Raw genomic sequence first — 15,085 nt, 5'->3', positions numbered from 1 at the left:
CCACGCAGGCTACCGGGCCGGGCAGGATGGGAGCCGTGCTCACCGTCGTCCTCGGCCTGTCCGGCGCGCTCGTCTACGGGTTCGCCGACTTCCTCGGCGGCCTCGCGTCACGTCGTGTCCGTGCGGTGGCCGTCGCCGCCGTCGCCGCGGCGGTCGGGATCGTGCCCCTGCTGGTCGGGCTCGTCGTGGTCGGGGGTGCGTTCGGTGCGGAGTCCGTCCTGTGGGGAGCGGTCGCGGGGGTGTCCGGAGGCGTCGGCGTCCTCCTCCTCTACCGCGCGCTGGCGATCGGCCCGATGAGCGTGCTCTCGCCGCTGACCGCCGTCTTCGCCGCCGTCGTGCCCGTCCTGGTGGCGGTGCTGCGCGGTACGGCGTTGTCGCGCCTCGCGGTCGTCGCGCTGGTGGTGGCGGTCCTCGCGGTGGTCCTGGTGGCATCGGTGCGGGACACGTCGGGTGCGCGGGTGACCGCCGTGGGGCTCGTGACGGCAGCGGTCGCAGGGTGCGGCTTCGGCGGGATCGTGCTCGCGTACGACATGACGCCGTCGGACTCGGGGGTGGTGCCGTTGGTCGTGTCGCGGGTGCTGCAGGCGGTGCTGCTCGGGACGGCGGCGGTCGTGGTGACGCGGCGGGCCGCGGTCGCGGGGCGGGGCCCTGGAGGCGCGGCAGACCCCGCGAGGTCGGCCGACGCTCCGGGGTCTGCCGCGCCTCCCGGCATCCGTGGTGGCGGACGCTGGCCGGCTCGCCTGGTGTGGACGGTGGTCGCCTGCGGCGTCCTCGACGCCGCGGCGAACGTCTTCATCCAGGCGGGGCTGCACTCGAGTGAGGACCCGGCGACCCTGCCCGTGGTGAGCGTGCTCAACGCGCTGTACCCGATCGGGACGGTCGTGCTCGCCGAGATCGTGCTCCGGGAGCGGCTGACGGCCGTGCAGTGGGCCGGGATCGTGCTGGCGTTCGGTGCCGCGGTGGGGTTGGCGCTCGCGTAGGGGGTCGCTGGGGTGACGTTTCGCGCTGCGCGACAGTTCACGGGTCATCGAGCCCGTGAGGTGTCGCCCAGCGCGTGGAGTCGTCCGGGCCGGTCGGCGCGCGCCGGGCGTCAGGCGTCGGGGATGAGCCGCTTGCCGAGCGAGACCGTGCGGTCGTCGGTGTAGCCGAGTGCCTCGTAGAAGCCGATGACCTGCTCGTTGCCGGCCCGGACCTGCAGGTTGAGCTTCGGGCAGCCGAGGTCCGTCAGCAGTCGCTCGAACTCCGCCATGAACGCGCGCCCGAGCCCCGAGCCCTGCAGGTCCGGCCGCACCGCCAGGTAGTTCACCCAGCCGCGGTGCCCGTCGAACCCGGCCATGCCCGCTCCGACGACCGGATGGGCGGGGTCCTCGGCGTCCTCGGCGACCAGGAACAGCTCCGGCTGCACGGTCAGCTTGCGGGCGATGTCGCGACGGGGGTCGTTCCACGGACGGACGAGACCGCAGGCCTGCCACAGGGCGACGACGGCTTCGGTGTCGGCCGGGTCGAACCGGCGGAGGACGTGCTGCATCACTTCACCGTAACGGTGCTGTGGACAACCTCGTCACGGGGTCGTCGTCGTGATCTGATAGACCTGTCCGACCACCCCATCCGGATCAGGAGCCCCGTGACCGCACACGAGACACTCCCGTCGCGCCGAGACCGCCGCGACGGTGCTGCCGGTGCTGCACGACGGGCACCGCGTCGCCGCCAGACCGTGGGTGGCGCCATCGTCTCGCTCATCGCCGAGCTGCTCATCATCGCGGGCGCCGGCACCGGGCTGTACGTGGTGTGGACGGCGTGGTGGACGGACGTCGTCGCGGTCAACGAGCAGACGAAGCTCGTCGACGGCCTCGGGCAGAAGGACGTCTCGGGGACGGGCACCGAGCACCGCGGGCCCGCTCCCGTGCTCGCCGAGCCGCCGAACGTCACCGATGTCTTCGGCACGATGCAGATCCCCCGGTTCGGCAAGGACTACGAGCGCCCGATCGGCGAGGGCACCGACCGCGAGAAGGTCCTCAACACGATCGGCCTCGGCCACTACCAGGACACCGCGATGCCGGGCGCCGAGGGCAACTTCGCCGTCGCCGGGCACCGGGTGACCTACGGCAAGCCGCTCAACCAGATCGCCGAGCTCAAGACCGGCGACGACGTCGTGGTGCGGGTGACCGACGCGAAGACGAAGTTCGACGTCTGGTACGTGTACAAGGTCACCGACTCGCAGATCGTCACGCCCGACCACGTCGAGACCATCGCCCCGGTGCCGAACAAGCCCGGGGTCGAGCCGACCGCCGACGACCGCTGGCTCACCCTGACCGCGTGCCACCCGATGTGGTCGGCGAAGGAGCGGTACGTCACGCACGCCAAGCTCGACTACTGGATGCCCGCGTCGGAGGGCACCCCGAAGGAACTCTCGGAGACGTCGAAGTGATCTTCCCGTTCGTCTGGCGCATCCTGCCCGGCCCCGCGGCGCTCAAGGTGATCGAGTTGCTCGTGCTCCTCGCGGCGATCGTGTGGGTCCTGTTCACGTTCGTGTTCCCGTGGGTCGCTGCGGACATCCTGCCGCCGCCGGACGGCACGGTGGACGTCTCGCCGTCGCCCTGACGCGCGGGGTTGCGCAGCGTCCTGGATCCGCACCGTGCGAGGTTTCGCTGACGGTGGGACGTCGGGGGCCCCGCACCGAGCGCGGGACCTCGCACGGTGGCGGGCGCGGGTGCGTGCGCGGGCGCGGCGGGCGCGGGCGCGGGCGCGGGCGCGGGCGCGGGCGCGTCAGACCGTGGTCGTCACCCGGGATCCGCCGTCGGACGTGCGCCGCACGGCGATGCGCTCCGGGATCCGCTGCTTGAGCTCCTCGACGTGACTGACGATCCCGACCTGACGGCCGCCCGCGGTCAGGCGCGACAACTGCCCGACCACGTCGTCGAGCGTCTCGGGGTCGAGCGTGCCGAACCCCTCGTCGACGAACAGCGTGCCGAGGGAGACCCCGCCCGCCTCGGCCTGGACGACGTCGGCGAGACCGAGCGCGAGGCACAGCGACACCGTGAAGGTCTCGCCGCCGGACAGGCTGCGGGGGTCGCGCACGGTGTCGGTCGTCTGGTCGTGCACGGCGAGCGCGAGGCCCGTGCGCCGTGCGCGTGAGCCGGACTCCCGCTCGTCGGAGGTCTCGAGCGTGAACCGGCCCGCGAGCATCGCCCGCAACCGGTCGTTGGCCGCGGCGACGACGTCCTCGAACCGGCGCATGAGCACGTAGGTGCCGAGGGTGATCCCGGTGGGGTTGGCTGCTGCGACCCCTGCCGCGACGTCGGCGAGCCGCACCACGGCCCGACTGCGCGCAGAGGTGTCGTCGCGAGCACGGACCGCGGCGTCCAGCTCGGCTGCGCACCGTTCGGACGCGACGGCCTGGTCGACCGCCGACGTGGCCGCGCGGACGGCTGCCTCGGCCGCGGCCGCGGCTGCGGTGGCGTCCCGTGCTGCGCGGGCTCCGTCGAGGTCGAGTGCTGCCGGGTCGTCGTCGGCCGCAGCGACGACCGCCGGTTCGGCGAGTCCCGCGTCGACGACCGCCCGTGCCTGGTCGGCACGGGCGACCTCGGCCCGGAGTGCTTCGGCGTCCGCTCGGTCGAGGACCCCGGCGCGGGCGGAGGCGACGTCGTCGAACCCCTGCTCGGCGAGGACCCGGTCCACCTCGGCAGCACGTTCGCGGACGTCTGCTGCTGCCGAGTCCGCGCGGCTGTCGGCCTGGAGCACCGCGTCGAGTCGACCGACGAGCGCGTCGAGCGACTCGACGCCCTGGCGCAGGGTCTCCGGCGCAGCGTCGAGGTGTTCGGCCACGCGTTCGATGGCGGCCGACACCGCCGACTCGTCCTGCTCGAGGCGCTCGGCATCGGCTGCGGCTGCTCCGGCGAGGACGGCGCGTTCGGCGTCGACCTCGTTCCGCTGCCGTTCGAGGGTGCGCGTTCCCTCGTCGTGTGCGGCCCGCTGTTGTTCGAGGTCGCGCACGCGGACGGCCGCGTCGTGCGCCGCCGTGACGGCTGCGTCGGCCGCAGCCGCGAGGGCGTCGACGGTGTCGTCGTCGACGTCACCGAGGACCTGCACGAGCCGGGCGAGTTCGGCCCGTTCGAGTGCGAGGGCCGTCGCGGCGTCGCCGAGGGCTCGCTCGGCACGCCGGGCACGTTCGGCCGAGGCCTCGATCGCCTCGGTCGTGGGGTGGTCGTCCTGCGGTGTCGCGACGACCGGGTGCTCCGTCGCCCCGCACACCGGGCACGGGTCGCCCGGCAGGAGTGCGGCGCCGAGCTCTCCGGCGAGTCCGGCGATGCGGCGCTCCCGCAACTGCTGCTCGACCCGGACGAGCTCGTGGGCGGTGGCGCGGGCGGCGACGACGGTCTGCTCGGCACCCTGCACGCGCCGTTCGGACGCGGCCCGGGCGACGAGGTCGGCCCGGAGTGCACGGACACGCTCGACCTCGAGCCGCGCGGCCTCGGACCCGGCGGCCAGCGCGGCGGCGGCCCGGGCGTCCTCGACGATGCGGGCGCGTTCGGCGGGGCGGGCATCGAGCGCGGTGTCGAGGTCGGCGAGGCGTTCGGTGAGCAGGGTTCCGCGAGCGACGGCGTCGGTGATCGCCCGACGCCTGCCGGGGAGCGCCTGCTCGAGGTCGATGCGGTGCCGGACCGCGGCGAGGCACTCGGTCACGGCGGTCCGCTGGTGGGCGAGGGCGTCTCGGTCGGTCGTCACGCCGTGCTGTGCGCGGAGGGCGTCCGCCGCCGCGGCGGCGTGGTCGGAGCGGGCGCGTGCGGCGTCGAGCCCGTCGGCGACGACCGCGACGCGGGCAGCGCGTTCGCCCGACGCCAGGCGCACGCGGGCCGCGGCGACCCCGTCGGCACCCGCGTCGAGTTCCGCACGACGTGCGACGAGGACGGCACGGCGGTCCAGTGCGGCTGCACGAGCAGTGACCGACTGCTCGTGCGCCGCCGCAGCAGCGGCCGCGTGCGACGCGGTGGCGCGAGCGGACTCGGCAGCGTCGGCGGTCGCTCGGAGTGCCGCGACGGTCGCGGGGACGTCGGTCTCGTCCGGCTCGTCGACACCCGCAGCCTGGGCGAACCGGTTCAGGGCGTCGCGGACCCGGGCGTCGGCGCCCTCGACCTCGGCCAGGACGGCGCGACGGCGGACAGCGAGTTCGTCGGCCGTCCGGTCGTAGACCTGCGTGCCGAACAACGACTGCAGCAGCTTGCGGCGGTCTTCGCCGGGAGACCGCAGGAACCGGGCGAACTCGCCCTGGGGCAGGACGACGGTCTGCAGGAACTGCGCCTTGTCGAGGCCGATGATCCGGGCGATCTCGACCGCGACCTCGGGGATGCGCGAGGACATCGGCTCACCGGCCACGTCGGCCGGCCCGGCGAGGCGCAACAACTGCGCGGAGGCCTGCTGCTTCACGGTGCCGGTCCCCCGCTGCTTCGGGCGCTGGTACTGCGGCGTGCGTCGGACGCGGTACACACCGGCACCGGTCTCGAACACGAGCTCGACGAAGGGCTCGACCGCGGGGTCGGCGTGCTGGCTGTGCAACCGGTCGTCGCTCGCGTCGGCACCGGCCAGTCCACCGTAGAGGGCGAACACCACGGCGTCGATGATCGTCGACTTGCCGGAACCCGTCGGCCCTTCGAGCAGGAACACCCCGGAGGCGGCGAGCGCGGCGAAGTCGATCGACACGAGATCCGGGTAGGGGCCGATCGCGCGGAGTTCGAGCCGGTGCAGGTACATCAGCGGTCCCCCTCACGCTGGAGGGCCAGGGCGGCCGCTTCGTACGCCTCGGTCAGGATCGCGCGGTCATCGTCGTCCGGCACGGTGCCGGTGGCGAACGACACGAAGTCGGCTGCCACCTCGACCGGGTCGGACGTCGCCGTGACCGCACGGGCGGCGGCACGCTCGGCGCGGTCGGCCGGCTCGTGCGTGATGGCGAGGGCGTGGGGGAAGTGGTCCTTCACCCGGGCGTACATCCGTTCCGGGTGGACGGTGTCCGTCACGGCGACGCGGACCCAGGCGTCCGCCGCCGACCGGTGCGCCCCGGACTCGATCTCGTCGATCGTGGCCCGGACGTCGACGAGCCGCCGCGGCACGGGCGCCGGCACGAGCTCGGCCGTCACCTGCCCGGAGTCGTCGAGGTCGACGACCGTGACGGACTTCTGCTGGTGCCGCTCGCCGAACGAGAACGCGAGCGGCGAACCGGCGTACCGCACGCGGTCGCCGTCCCCCACGCGCTGCGGCCCGTGCAGGTGCCCGAGCGCGACGTAGTCGATGCCGTCGAACACGGCACGCGCCACCCGGTCGACACCGCCGACGCGGATGTCCTGCTCGCTGTCGCTCGGTTCGGTCCCGCCGACGAACGCGTGGGCCACGACGACGCTGCGCGTACCGGGCCGCTGGGCGAGATCGGCGCGGACGCGGTCCATCGCCGCACCGACGACGGCCTGGTGCGAGCGGGCGAGCGGCTCGTCGGGCACCGCCGCGAGGGCGTACCGGGTGAGGTCGGGGTGCAGGTACGGGATGCCGTACACCGCGACGGGCCCGTCGGCGTCGTCGACGAGGACCGGGGTGGCGATGCCTGCGGGTTCGGCGAGGATCCGCACCCGCGGGTCCATCACGCCGGCACCGAAGCCGAGTCGTGCGGCGGAGTCGTGGTTGCCCGGGGTGATGACGACCGTGGCCGTCTCGGCCAGCCGTTCGAGCACCCGGGACAGCATCCGGACGGCGTCGACCGGCGGGATGGCACGGTCGTAGACGTCCCCGGCGACGACGACGAGGTCGACCGCACGCGCCCGTGCCTGGTCGACGAGCCAGTCGAGGAAGGCCGCCTGGTGCTCGAGCAGGTCGGCACCCAGCAGTGTGCGGCCGAGGTGCCAGTCGCCGGTGTGCAGGATGCGCATGCGGTCACGGTAGCGCCGGCCGGGGACATCGCCGGGTGCCCCGCGGCGACCTGTGGAGAACTCAGGCGCAACTGAGGTTGGTACCGATGAGGGCCGTCTGGATCCGGGCGGTCGCGGTGCTCGTCGACGTCCAGTTCCCGAGGTAGTTCACGCGGACGGTGACGGTGTACACCTGGCCGAGGTTGAGGAGACCGGAGCCGACGACGCGCACGGGCGAGGTCGACTGGGTGGCGAGCGCGGTCGTCCCGTTCATCACGGAGAACGAGGTCGCGGCCGGCCCACCGTAGGTGAAGCCGATGTTCACGGAGCCGTCGCCGTTCGGGGTGCAGGCGAGCGCGGTGGCCTGCGGGACGGTGAGGGCGTCGAACGAGGTGGACGTGACGGTGGTCCGCGACCACGGCCCGGCGACGGCCTCCGCCGGCAGGAGGAACCCGGCACCGCCCGCGAGCACGAGGACGGCGGCCGCGCCGCCGAGCCGGCGGAGCCGACGCGCTCGGCGGTCCGCGCGACGGAGGGTACGGCGGCTCACGACGGCGGTGGGGGCGGTGGTCGGGGCCGTGGCGACGCGCGGGGCGGGGTCGACCCGCGCCTCCTGGCCGTCACCGGCGCCGGCGCTGTCACCCACGCCGACGCCCACGCCGACACAGACACCGTCACGGACACGCACGCCGCCAGCGCCACCGTCCGGCCCGCCACCCCCGCCGCGCGACGCATCCTCGTCCGACGAGCGCCCCGCCGGACCGACCAGCCGCCGCAGCGATCCGTCGATCGTGCAGAGCGCGAGCACCGCGACCAGACCGAGTGCCAGCATCCCGACCTTGCCCCACTCCCCCGCGCGGAGCCACACGATCGGCGCACCGACGAACGGGACCCGCAGGAACGCGATTCCGTGGACGGCCGAGGGTTCGACGGGCGTGGAGTCCTGCCGGGGGTTCGCATCGCCCTTCGTGACGATCGTGCCGCGCGGACCGTCCTCGACGTAACGGTGCATGCGGAGGTGCCCGGGCTGGTCCGGGTCGTCGACGAGCAGGACCTTGCCCATCCGGACGTCCCCGGCCGACACCGGGCGGGAGACCACGACGTCGCCGGGGGTGAGCCGCGGCTCCATCGATCCGGTCATCACCGTCGTCGGCTGCCAGCCGATGACGGCGGGAGCAGCCGCCCAGAGCGCGAGCCCGAGCAGGGTCGCGACGACGCCGCGGGCGAGCGTTGCCACGACGACGCGCCCCCAGTCGACGGCGTCACGGAGCGCGTCGTGCGGCGTGGGACCGCCGTGCACTTCGATGCTGACCATGACTGCCTTCGACCGGGGGCGCGTTGTCGGACGGTGACGGACGGGCCCGCATCGGGCTCGGTCCCGGACGTCACGCGGTGGACACGGGAGCGTCGATCACGCTCCCGTGTCGCCGGCTCAGCTGTTCTGGGCCTCCCAGGTGAAGCCGAGGGCCGCGGTGCCGCCCTGCACGGTGTTCGGTGCGGTGCTCGAGACGGTGTAGGTGAAGCGGTAGACGCGCGACTCCGAGCCGCTGCCGGTCGGGGCCCAGCTGCCGACACCCGTGGCGAAGTTGGTCGAGGCCGTGCCGAAGCCCGCGACGGTGCCGCTGTAGAGCGTGCCGTTGGTCGACGCCGCGGTGAAGCCGGTGCAGGAGCCGAAGCCGCCGCCCGTGCCCTGCTCGACGGTGAGGTTGATGTTCGACGCGAGGGCGTTCGTCGTGGCCGCGTTCGTGCCGTAGAGCTTCACGGTCGAGGGCAGCGTGCCGGTCGAGGTGACCGTGATGCAGTTCGCACCGGTCGAGCCGGGCTTGAGGCCGGTCGCGTTGAACAGCGCGGTGTTGTTGTCGTCGTCGGTGAGGGCGACGCTGCCGGCCGTCCAGTTGCTGGTCGGGTTGACCGTGGTGGCCGAGAAGGCCGAGTAGGACGCGGTCGAGACGACGACACCCGAGGCCACGAGAGCGGCGGGGATGGCGATCCAGGCGGCGAGACGCGCAGCGCGCGGGGTGACACGGGACATGACGGAGCTCCTGATCCAAAGGGGCGCCGGGGTTCCGCGGTGGTTGGTCGCGACGGCGCCGTGGTTGCTACGACGATCAAGCTACTTGAGCGCCGTGTGGCTCACAAGGGAAGCTACACCCCCAAGGTTGGGGGTACTTCAATCGGTGAGATACTTGTTCAATGAGCAGCACGACGGCATACCCGTGCCGTCCCGCCGATCGCGCAGGCGATCACCCTCCCGAGAAGAGCCGCCCGATGACGGACACCACCACCGCGCTCGCGCGACCCCTGGACGCCGCGCAGCTCCCCCCTGCCCCCGTGTCGCCGACCGTCAGCATCCCCGAGGTCGACCCGGACGGCGACGTCGCGAAGCTGCTGACGGCGTTCCGCGTGCTGCAGATGCAGCACGCGCGCGTCCTGCACCACGAGAGCTCCACCCGCGGGCTGAACGCCACGGACGCCCGGTTCGTGTTCTTCCTCGCGTCCGCCGACGGCGAGGGCATCACCCCGAAGCAGGCCGGCGAGTACCTCGAGCTCTCCACGGGTGCCATGACGAGCCTGATCGACCGGCTCGAGAAGCGCGGCCACATCGAGCGTCGTCCGAACCCCGACGACCGCCGCAGCATCCTCCTCCACCTCACCCCGTCCGGGTCCGAGGTGGCGCGGGAGATCGGCGCCGTCTACTCGTCGGCGTTCCGCGAGGTCATCGCCCCCGGCGACCGCGCCGGCCTCGCCGACGCCTTCGACCGGCTCGGCGCTGCGCTCGAACGCCACTCGCGATCAGTCTCCGTCGCGGGGACGATCGCCGGCCTGCAGCCGTGACGAACGGTGTCGGACACCGCGCGTAGCGTTGCCGGCATGACCCCCTCAGAACTCCTCATCGAAGCGTTCTCCCGCGTCCCCGCCACGGTCGAGCGCGCCGTCAGCGGGCTGTCGGAGGACCAGCTGGCCGCACGTCCGGCCGCCGGTGCGAACACCCTCGCCTGGCTCGCGTGGCACATCGCGCGCGGGCAGGACGCCCAGATCGCGGACCTCGCGGGCACCGAGCAGGTGTGGACGGCGGACGGCTGGGTGGAGCGGTTCGGACTGCCGTTCCCTGCCGAGGCGCTCGGCTACGGCATGTCGCGGGACGACGTCGGACGCGTCCGCGCCTCGGCGGACCTGCTGGTCGACTACCTCCGCGCGGTGCACGACCGCACGGTCGCCTACGTCGGCACGCTCGAGCCGGCGGACTTCGACCCGGTGGTCGACGACGCGTGGGACCCGCCCGTCACGCGGGGCGCGCGGCTCGTCAGCATCCTCGACGACTGCACGCAGCATGCCGGGCAGGCCGGGTACGTGCGCGGGTTGCTCTTCTTCACCCGCTGACGCGGCGCATCGTGAGCAGAAAGGGTCGGGTCATCGGCGGCGACCCGACCATTTCTGCTCACCATGTGACGGACGGGAGGCGCGGTGCCAGCTGGCACCGCGCCTCCCGTCCTGCGTCGGCTCGCGACTACCGCGCGGCGAGCTCCGCGACGATCCCGTCACCGGGGGCGGCGTCGACGAGGTCCGCCTCGATCTCCGCGTGCTCGAGGATGCCCTCGATCTTGCGGCGACGGCTGCGCGGGACGATCGTGACGACGGTGCCCTCCTTGCCGGCACGACCCGTGCGGCCCGAGCGGTGCATGTACGCCTTGTAGTCGTCGGGCGCATCGGCCTGCACGACGAGCGACACGTCGTCCACGTGGATGCCACGGGCGGCGACGTCGGTCGCGACGAGCACGTTCACGCGGCCGCTCGTGAGGAGCTGCAGGTTCCGCTGCCGGCGCGACTGGTTCAGATCGCCGTGGAGCGAGGTCGCGCGGATGCCGGCGTCCTCGAACTGGTCGGCGAGCCGCTCGGCGTAGGCACGGGTGCGGGCGAACACGATGGTCTTGCCGGCGCCGGCGACGAGCTCCTCGAGGAGCTGGTCCTTCTGGCGCTGCTCGACCACGAGCACGCGGTGGTCGATCGTCGACGAGGCCTGGTCCTCACCGGCGACCTCGTGGACGGACGGCTCGTGCAGGAACTGCTCGACGAGCGACGCGACCTGGGCGTCGAGCGTCGCGCTGAACAGGAGCTTCTGGGCGCGGTTGCCCTCGGGGGTGACCTCGGCCGTGGCGGAGAGGATCTCCTGCACCGGCTCGAGGAACCCGAGGTCGCACATGTGGTCGGCCTCGTCGAGCACGGAGATGACGACCTCACTGAGGTCGAGCGTCCCCTTGTTCATGAGGTCCTGCACGCGCCCCGGGGTGCCGACGATGATGTCGACGCCGCGCTCGAGCGCACCGACCTGGCGGCCGTACGGGACACCACCGTAGATCTGCGTCGTGAAGAGGCCCACCGAGCGGGCGATCGGCTGCACGGTGCGGTCGATCTGCAGGGCGAGCTCACGGGTCGGCGCGAGGATGAGCGCACGCGGGGCGCGGCCCATCTTGCGCTTCGTGCCGCCGCCGTTCTCCATGAGCTTCTCGACGAGCGGGGCGCCGAAGGCGATGGTCTTGCCGGAGCCCGTGCGGCCACGGCCGAGCACGTCCTTGCCCGCGATCACGTCGGGGATCGTCGCTGCCTGGATCGGGAACGGGCTCGTGGCGCCGAGTTCGGCCAGGGCGCGGGAGATGTTGCCGCCGATGCCGAGGTCGGCGAAGGTCACGCCCTCGACGTCGGCCGCGAGGGTTGCCTCGGCCTGGAGCTTCTCGAGCTTGACGTCGTCGGCGGGGACGAAGGGCTTGCGCTCGGTGTCGTCGCGGTCGAACCGGCGCGGGGCGCGGTCGTCGCGGTCGAAGTTCCGGCGCGGACGGTCGTCGGCGTCACGGCGGGGAGCGCGGTCGTCGCGGTCGAACCGGCGCGGGGCACGGTCGTCACGGTCGAAGTTCCGGCGCGGACGATCGTCGTTGTCACGGCGCGGCGCACGGTCGTCACGGTCGAACCGGCGGGGAGCGCGGTCGTCGTCACGACGGGGCGCACGGTCGTCACGGTCGAAGCGACGGGGAGCACGATCGTCGCGGTCGAAGCGACGGGGGGCGCGGTCGTCGCGGTCGAACCGGCGCGGAGCGCGGTCGTCGTCACGACGGGGAGCGCGGTCGTCGCGGTCGAAGCGACGCGGGGCACGATCGTCGTCACGACGGGGAGCGCGGTCGTCGCGGTCGAAGCGACGCGGGGCACGATCGTCACGGTCGAAGCGACGCGGGGCGCGGTCGTCACGGTCGAACGAACGACGCGGACGGTCGTCGTTGTCACGACGGGGCGCACGGTCGTCGCGGTCGAACCGGCGCGGGGCGCGGTCGTCGCGGTCGAAGCGACGGCCACCACGGTCATCACGCTGCGGGCGGCCCTGGCCACCGTCGCGCGGCTCCCAGTTCGGACGGCTCGGGCGCTCGCCCTGCGCCGCGCGGCCGCGACGCTCCTCGGCATCCCAACGCTGCTTCTGCCGCGGAGCGGACGGGTCGGCGGCGCGGAAACCGCGGTGCTTGCTGCTGCGAGCGGCGGGGGTGCCGTTCGGGTGACGGACACGGTCGGAAGCGCGGTTGTCCGCGCCGCCCTTGTTATACGGGGCCATGGCTACTTTCTCGGGGTGCAGACGTACCGCAGCGCCCGGCAGCGACATCGGCGGGGGCTTGCGTGCGGAGAGGGGGTTCTTCCCGTCGCGGATCGACGTGAATCCAGCCCTCGAGCAACACACACCCAAACGAAAACTCCGTGATCGCAATGTCACGGCGTCGAAGGCCGACCGAGCGAGTCTACGCGATCGGACCGTCGCTGGCCAGCCCACCGCCCGGCCGGGGCTGCGAGGCGGGGGCGATCCGTGCCTCCTGGACCGTTCGCGGGTCAGGACTCGGCGAGCCGCTGCCGCTGCTCGGCCACGTCGAAGTCCGCTGCGGGCCAGGTGAGCTGCATGTCCTCGAGCGTGCGGAGCAGGAGCTGCTGCACGGCGAGCCGGGCGTACCACTTGCGGTTCGCCGGGATGACGTACCAGGGGTTCGTCGCGGTCGAGGTGCGGTCGAACACCGTCTGGTACGCGTCCTGGTAGTCGTCCCAGAGCAGGCGCTCGTCGATGTCGCCGGGGTTGAACTTCCAGTGCTTGTCGGGTCGGTCGAGGCGCTCACCGAGTCGTTCGCGCTGCTCGTCCTTCGAGATGTGGAGCATCACCTTGACGAGGCTCGTGCCCGACGCGGCGAGCTCGTCCTCGAAGTCGACGATGGCTCCGTAGCGGCGCTCGATCTCCTCCGGCGGGGCGAACGCGCGGACCTTCTGGATGAGGACGTCCTCGTAGTGGGAGCGGTCGAAGACGCCGAGCTGGCCGGCACCCGGGAGCTGTCGCTCGATGCGCCAGAGGAAGTCGTGCTCGCGTTCCTCGGCGTTCGGCGCCTTGAACCCGGCGTAGTGCACGCCGTTCGGGTCCACCGCGCCGACGACGTGCGAGACGATCCCGCCCTTGCCCGCGGTGTCCATCGCCTGCAGCACGAGGAGCACGCGGCGCTGGTCACCGGCGGTCGAGGCTGCCCAGAGTCGCTCCTGCAGCGCGGACAGTCGGGAGGCCCCGGCGGCGAGCGCCTCGAGCCCGTCGATCTTCCGCCCCGGGAAGCCCGGGGTGCCGTCGGGGTCGACCCGGTCGAGGCGGAACCCCTCCTCGACGCGGAGCAGCGGTTCGGGGTCGGCGTTCCAGGCCTTGCGACGGCTCACGGGTCCTCCTGCGGGGTCGTCACCATCCTGGCACCGCCGGGCGGGTTCGTCCGGCGGTGGTCCTCGGGGCGGGTCGGTTCCTCCCGTGGGTGGACGACGGCGTGCGGGGACCGGGTTACCGTTGATCCGATGAGGTCAGGCCGTCGCACGCTGCTCGCGCTCGTCGCCGCGGTCGTGGCGCTCGGCGCGGTCGCGTCGTGCAGCACGGACCCGGTCGGTGACGAGAACCGCACGGTGACCGCCGGACCCGTCATCTACCCGCTGTCGCTCCGGTACCACGGCATCGACGTCGTCGCCGACGTGCCGTACGGGTCGGACGCGCTGCAGCGGCTCGACGTGTGCCTGCCGGCGGACAGTGCACCGGACACCACGAGGACCCCGACGCCGACGCCGGGCGGGACGGCTTCCGCGACGCCGGACGATGTCGGGGCCGACGCGGCCGGTGTCGACGCGGCCGGGGACGGGAGTGCGAGTGGTGCCGGGACTTCCGGGACTGCCGCGGCCGGCGTCGCCGCTGCGGGGGCCGGGGCAGCCGACGACGGGACCGGTGCTGGTGCTGGTGCCGGCGACGCCGCCGTCGCCGAGGCGGCCAGCGGCACGCGTCCCGCCGTCCTGATGATCCACGGCGGGAGCTGGTCCCACGGCGACAAGGCCACCGCCGCGTACCGATCGGTGTGCAAGTACCTGGCCTCCGAGGGCTTCGTCACCTTCAACGTCGACTACCGGCTCGCCCCGACGGACCCGTTCCCGGCCGGGCTGGACGACGTCCGACGGGCACTCGACTGGGTGTTCCGTCCGACGACGCTGTCGACCTACGACGTCGACAGCAAGCGGGTCGGGGTGTTCGGGGGCAGCGCCGGTGGGAACCTCGCGGCGATGCTCGCCGTGACGGACCACGACTCGACCGCCTACGCCGAGGGGGACCGGATCCGGGCCGTCGTCGACCTGAGCGGCCCCACGAACCTGACGACCCGCTCGACCGAGGCCGACGGCGTCTCCGCCGCGTTCCAGCGGAAGCAGTTGCTGTACCTCGGCTGCCGGACCTACTCGGACTGTCCGGCCGCGACCCGGGCGTCGCCGGAGTACCACGTGACCTCGGACACGGCGCCGTTCTTCATCGGCCACTCCACCGACGAGTTCATCCCGCTGTGGGAGTCGCAGGAGTTCGCGGCGACGCTCCGACGGCATGACGTGCCGGTGACGTTCGTCGCGGTCGAGGGGTCGGCGCACTCCATCGCGCAGCTCGACGAGGCGATGAGCAAGCGCGTGGCGAGCTTCCTGCGGGAGCACCTGGACTGAGCCGCGGCCGGGGCCGCGCGTGGCTGGTGGCCGCCGCGGCCCCGAGTCTCGGTTCGGCGGACGTTCCTCGGGCGGTGCGGACGCGAAAGTGTCCGCGGGGCCGAGACTCGGGCACCGGAACCGGCACCGGCACCGACACCGGACGCACGTGCCCCGGCCGGGTGGCACCCGGAGTCGGG

General features: G+C 73.2%; 13 protein-coding genes. 6 read left to right on the top strand and 7 right to left on the bottom strand.

Features of this window, described 5'->3' with window-relative positions; translation table 11 throughout:
• Window positions 1-35: 35 nt before the first annotated feature.
• A complete protein-coding gene (locus BIV01_RS16330) occupies window positions 36-980 on the top strand; it encodes an EamA family transporter (protein WP_083414094.1) in 945 nt (314 codons plus the stop codon).
• Between the two features lie 110 nt (window positions 981-1,090).
• On the opposite strand, the gene BIV01_RS16325 is transcribed toward BIV01_RS16330, so the two are convergent.
• Complete coding sequence (locus tag BIV01_RS16325) at window positions 1,091-1,528, bottom strand: GNAT family acetyltransferase (RefSeq protein WP_071303606.1); 438 nt, start codon at window positions 1,526-1,528, stop codon at window positions 1,091-1,093.
• 96 nt (window positions 1,529-1,624) lie between these two features.
• Between BIV01_RS16325 and BIV01_RS16320 the strand changes: the two genes are divergently transcribed.
• Both BIV01_RS16320 and BIV01_RS19985 read left to right on the top strand, forming a co-directional pair.
• Window positions 1,625-2,428, top strand: a complete 804-nt coding sequence (locus BIV01_RS16320) for a class E sortase (protein WP_229087447.1) — start codon at window positions 1,625-1,627, stop codon at window positions 2,426-2,428.
• A complete protein-coding gene (locus tag BIV01_RS19985) occupies window positions 2,425-2,601 on the top strand; it encodes a hypothetical protein (protein ID WP_156794771.1) in 177 nt (58 codons plus the stop codon). The genes BIV01_RS16320 and BIV01_RS19985 overlap by 4 nt, the downstream gene beginning before the upstream one ends.
• Window positions 2,602-2,766: 165 nt before the next feature.
• On the opposite strand, the gene BIV01_RS16315 is transcribed toward BIV01_RS19985, so the two are convergent.
• The 4 genes from BIV01_RS16315 to BIV01_RS16300 form a co-directional block, all read right to left on the bottom strand.
• Complete coding sequence (locus BIV01_RS16315; protein ID WP_071303517.1) at window positions 2,767-5,748, bottom strand: AAA family ATPase; 2,982 nt, start codon at window positions 5,746-5,748, stop codon at window positions 2,767-2,769.
• The gene (locus tag BIV01_RS16310; protein ID WP_071303516.1) at window positions 5,748-6,911 is read right to left on the bottom strand and encodes a metallophosphoesterase family protein; all 1,164 of its coding nucleotides are present in this window, start codon (window positions 6,909-6,911) and stop codon (window positions 5,748-5,750) included. The genes BIV01_RS16315 and BIV01_RS16310 overlap by 1 nt, the downstream gene beginning before the upstream one ends.
• 61 nt (window positions 6,912-6,972) lie before the next feature.
• Window positions 6,973-8,205, bottom strand: coding sequence for a S24/S26 family peptidase (locus BIV01_RS16305; RefSeq protein ID WP_071303515.1), 1,233 nt, complete (start codon window positions 8,203-8,205; stop codon window positions 6,973-6,975).
• A 117-nt stretch (window positions 8,206-8,322) separates the two neighbouring features.
• Complete coding sequence (locus BIV01_RS16300; RefSeq protein ID WP_070416983.1) at window positions 8,323-8,922, bottom strand: hypothetical protein; 600 nt, start codon at window positions 8,920-8,922, stop codon at window positions 8,323-8,325.
• 236 nt (window positions 8,923-9,158) lie between these two features.
• Here BIV01_RS16300 and BIV01_RS16295 point away from each other — a divergent pair, with 236 nt between their 5' ends.
• A complete protein-coding gene (locus BIV01_RS16295) occupies window positions 9,159-9,725 on the top strand; it encodes a MarR family winged helix-turn-helix transcriptional regulator (protein WP_071303514.1) in 567 nt (188 codons plus the stop codon).
• Window positions 9,726-9,761: 36 nt separating this feature from the next.
• A complete protein-coding gene (locus tag BIV01_RS16290) occupies window positions 9,762-10,271 on the top strand; it encodes a mycothiol transferase (RefSeq protein WP_071303513.1) in 510 nt (169 codons plus the stop codon).
• Between the two features lie 127 nt (window positions 10,272-10,398).
• Here the strand turns inward: BIV01_RS16290 and BIV01_RS16285 are convergent, their stop codons facing one another.
• Together BIV01_RS16285 and BIV01_RS16280 are read right to left on the bottom strand one after the other, a co-directional pair.
• Window positions 10,399-12,483 carry a DEAD/DEAH box helicase gene (locus BIV01_RS16285; RefSeq protein WP_071303512.1) on the bottom strand — a complete coding sequence of 695 codons (2,085 nt, stop codon included), beginning with the start codon at window positions 12,481-12,483 and terminating at the stop codon, window positions 10,399-10,401.
• A 269-nt stretch (window positions 12,484-12,752) separates the two neighbouring features.
• A complete protein-coding gene (locus tag BIV01_RS16280; RefSeq protein WP_071294488.1) occupies window positions 12,753-13,607 on the bottom strand; it encodes a PPK2 family polyphosphate kinase in 855 nt (284 codons plus the stop codon).
• Between the two features lie 129 nt (window positions 13,608-13,736).
• Here BIV01_RS16280 and BIV01_RS16275 point away from each other — a divergent pair, with 129 nt between their 5' ends.
• Window positions 13,737-14,906 (top strand): alpha/beta hydrolase, encoded by a 1,170-nt coding sequence (locus tag BIV01_RS16275; protein WP_071303511.1) that lies wholly within the window; start codon window positions 13,737-13,739, stop codon window positions 14,904-14,906.
• The last annotated feature ends 179 nt before the right edge of the window (window positions 14,907-15,085 follow it).

The organism is Curtobacterium sp. MCBA15_013 (assembly GCF_001865095.1).
GTDB lineage: Bacteria > Actinomycetota > Actinomycetes > Actinomycetales > Microbacteriaceae > Curtobacterium.
This window is presented reverse-complemented; position numbering and strand designations above follow the sequence as displayed.

Bases quoted from the DNA above. Each gene is read 5' to 3' on its own strand.
- BIV01_RS16325 (WP_071303606.1), bottom strand. From the start codon at position 1,528: ATGCAGCACGTCCTCCGCCGGTTCGACCCGGCCGACACCGAAGCCGTC.
- BIV01_RS16315 (WP_071303517.1), bottom strand. From the start codon at position 5,748: ATGTACCTGCACCGGCTCGAACTCCGCGCGATCGGCCCCTACCCGGAT.
- BIV01_RS16310 (WP_071303516.1), bottom strand. From the start codon at position 6,911: ATGCGCATCCTGCACACCGGCGACTGGCACCTCGGCCGCACACTGCTG.
- BIV01_RS16305 (WP_071303515.1), bottom strand. From the start codon at position 8,205: ATGGTCAGCATCGAAGTGCACGGCGGTCCCACGCCGCACGACGCGCTC.
- BIV01_RS16300 (WP_070416983.1), bottom strand. From the start codon at position 8,922: ATGTCCCGTGTCACCCCGCGCGCTGCGCGTCTCGCCGCCTGGATCGCC.
- BIV01_RS16295 (WP_071303514.1), top strand. From the start codon at position 9,159: ATGACGGACACCACCACCGCGCTCGCGCGACCCCTGGACGCCGCGCAG.
- BIV01_RS16290 (WP_071303513.1), top strand. From the start codon at position 9,762: ATGACCCCCTCAGAACTCCTCATCGAAGCGTTCTCCCGCGTCCCCGCC.
- BIV01_RS16285 (WP_071303512.1), bottom strand. From the start codon at position 12,483: ATGGCCCCGTATAACAAGGGCGGCGCGGACAACCGCGCTTCCGACCGT.
- BIV01_RS16275 (WP_071303511.1), top strand. From the start codon at position 13,737: ATGAGGTCAGGCCGTCGCACGCTGCTCGCGCTCGTCGCCGCGGTCGTG.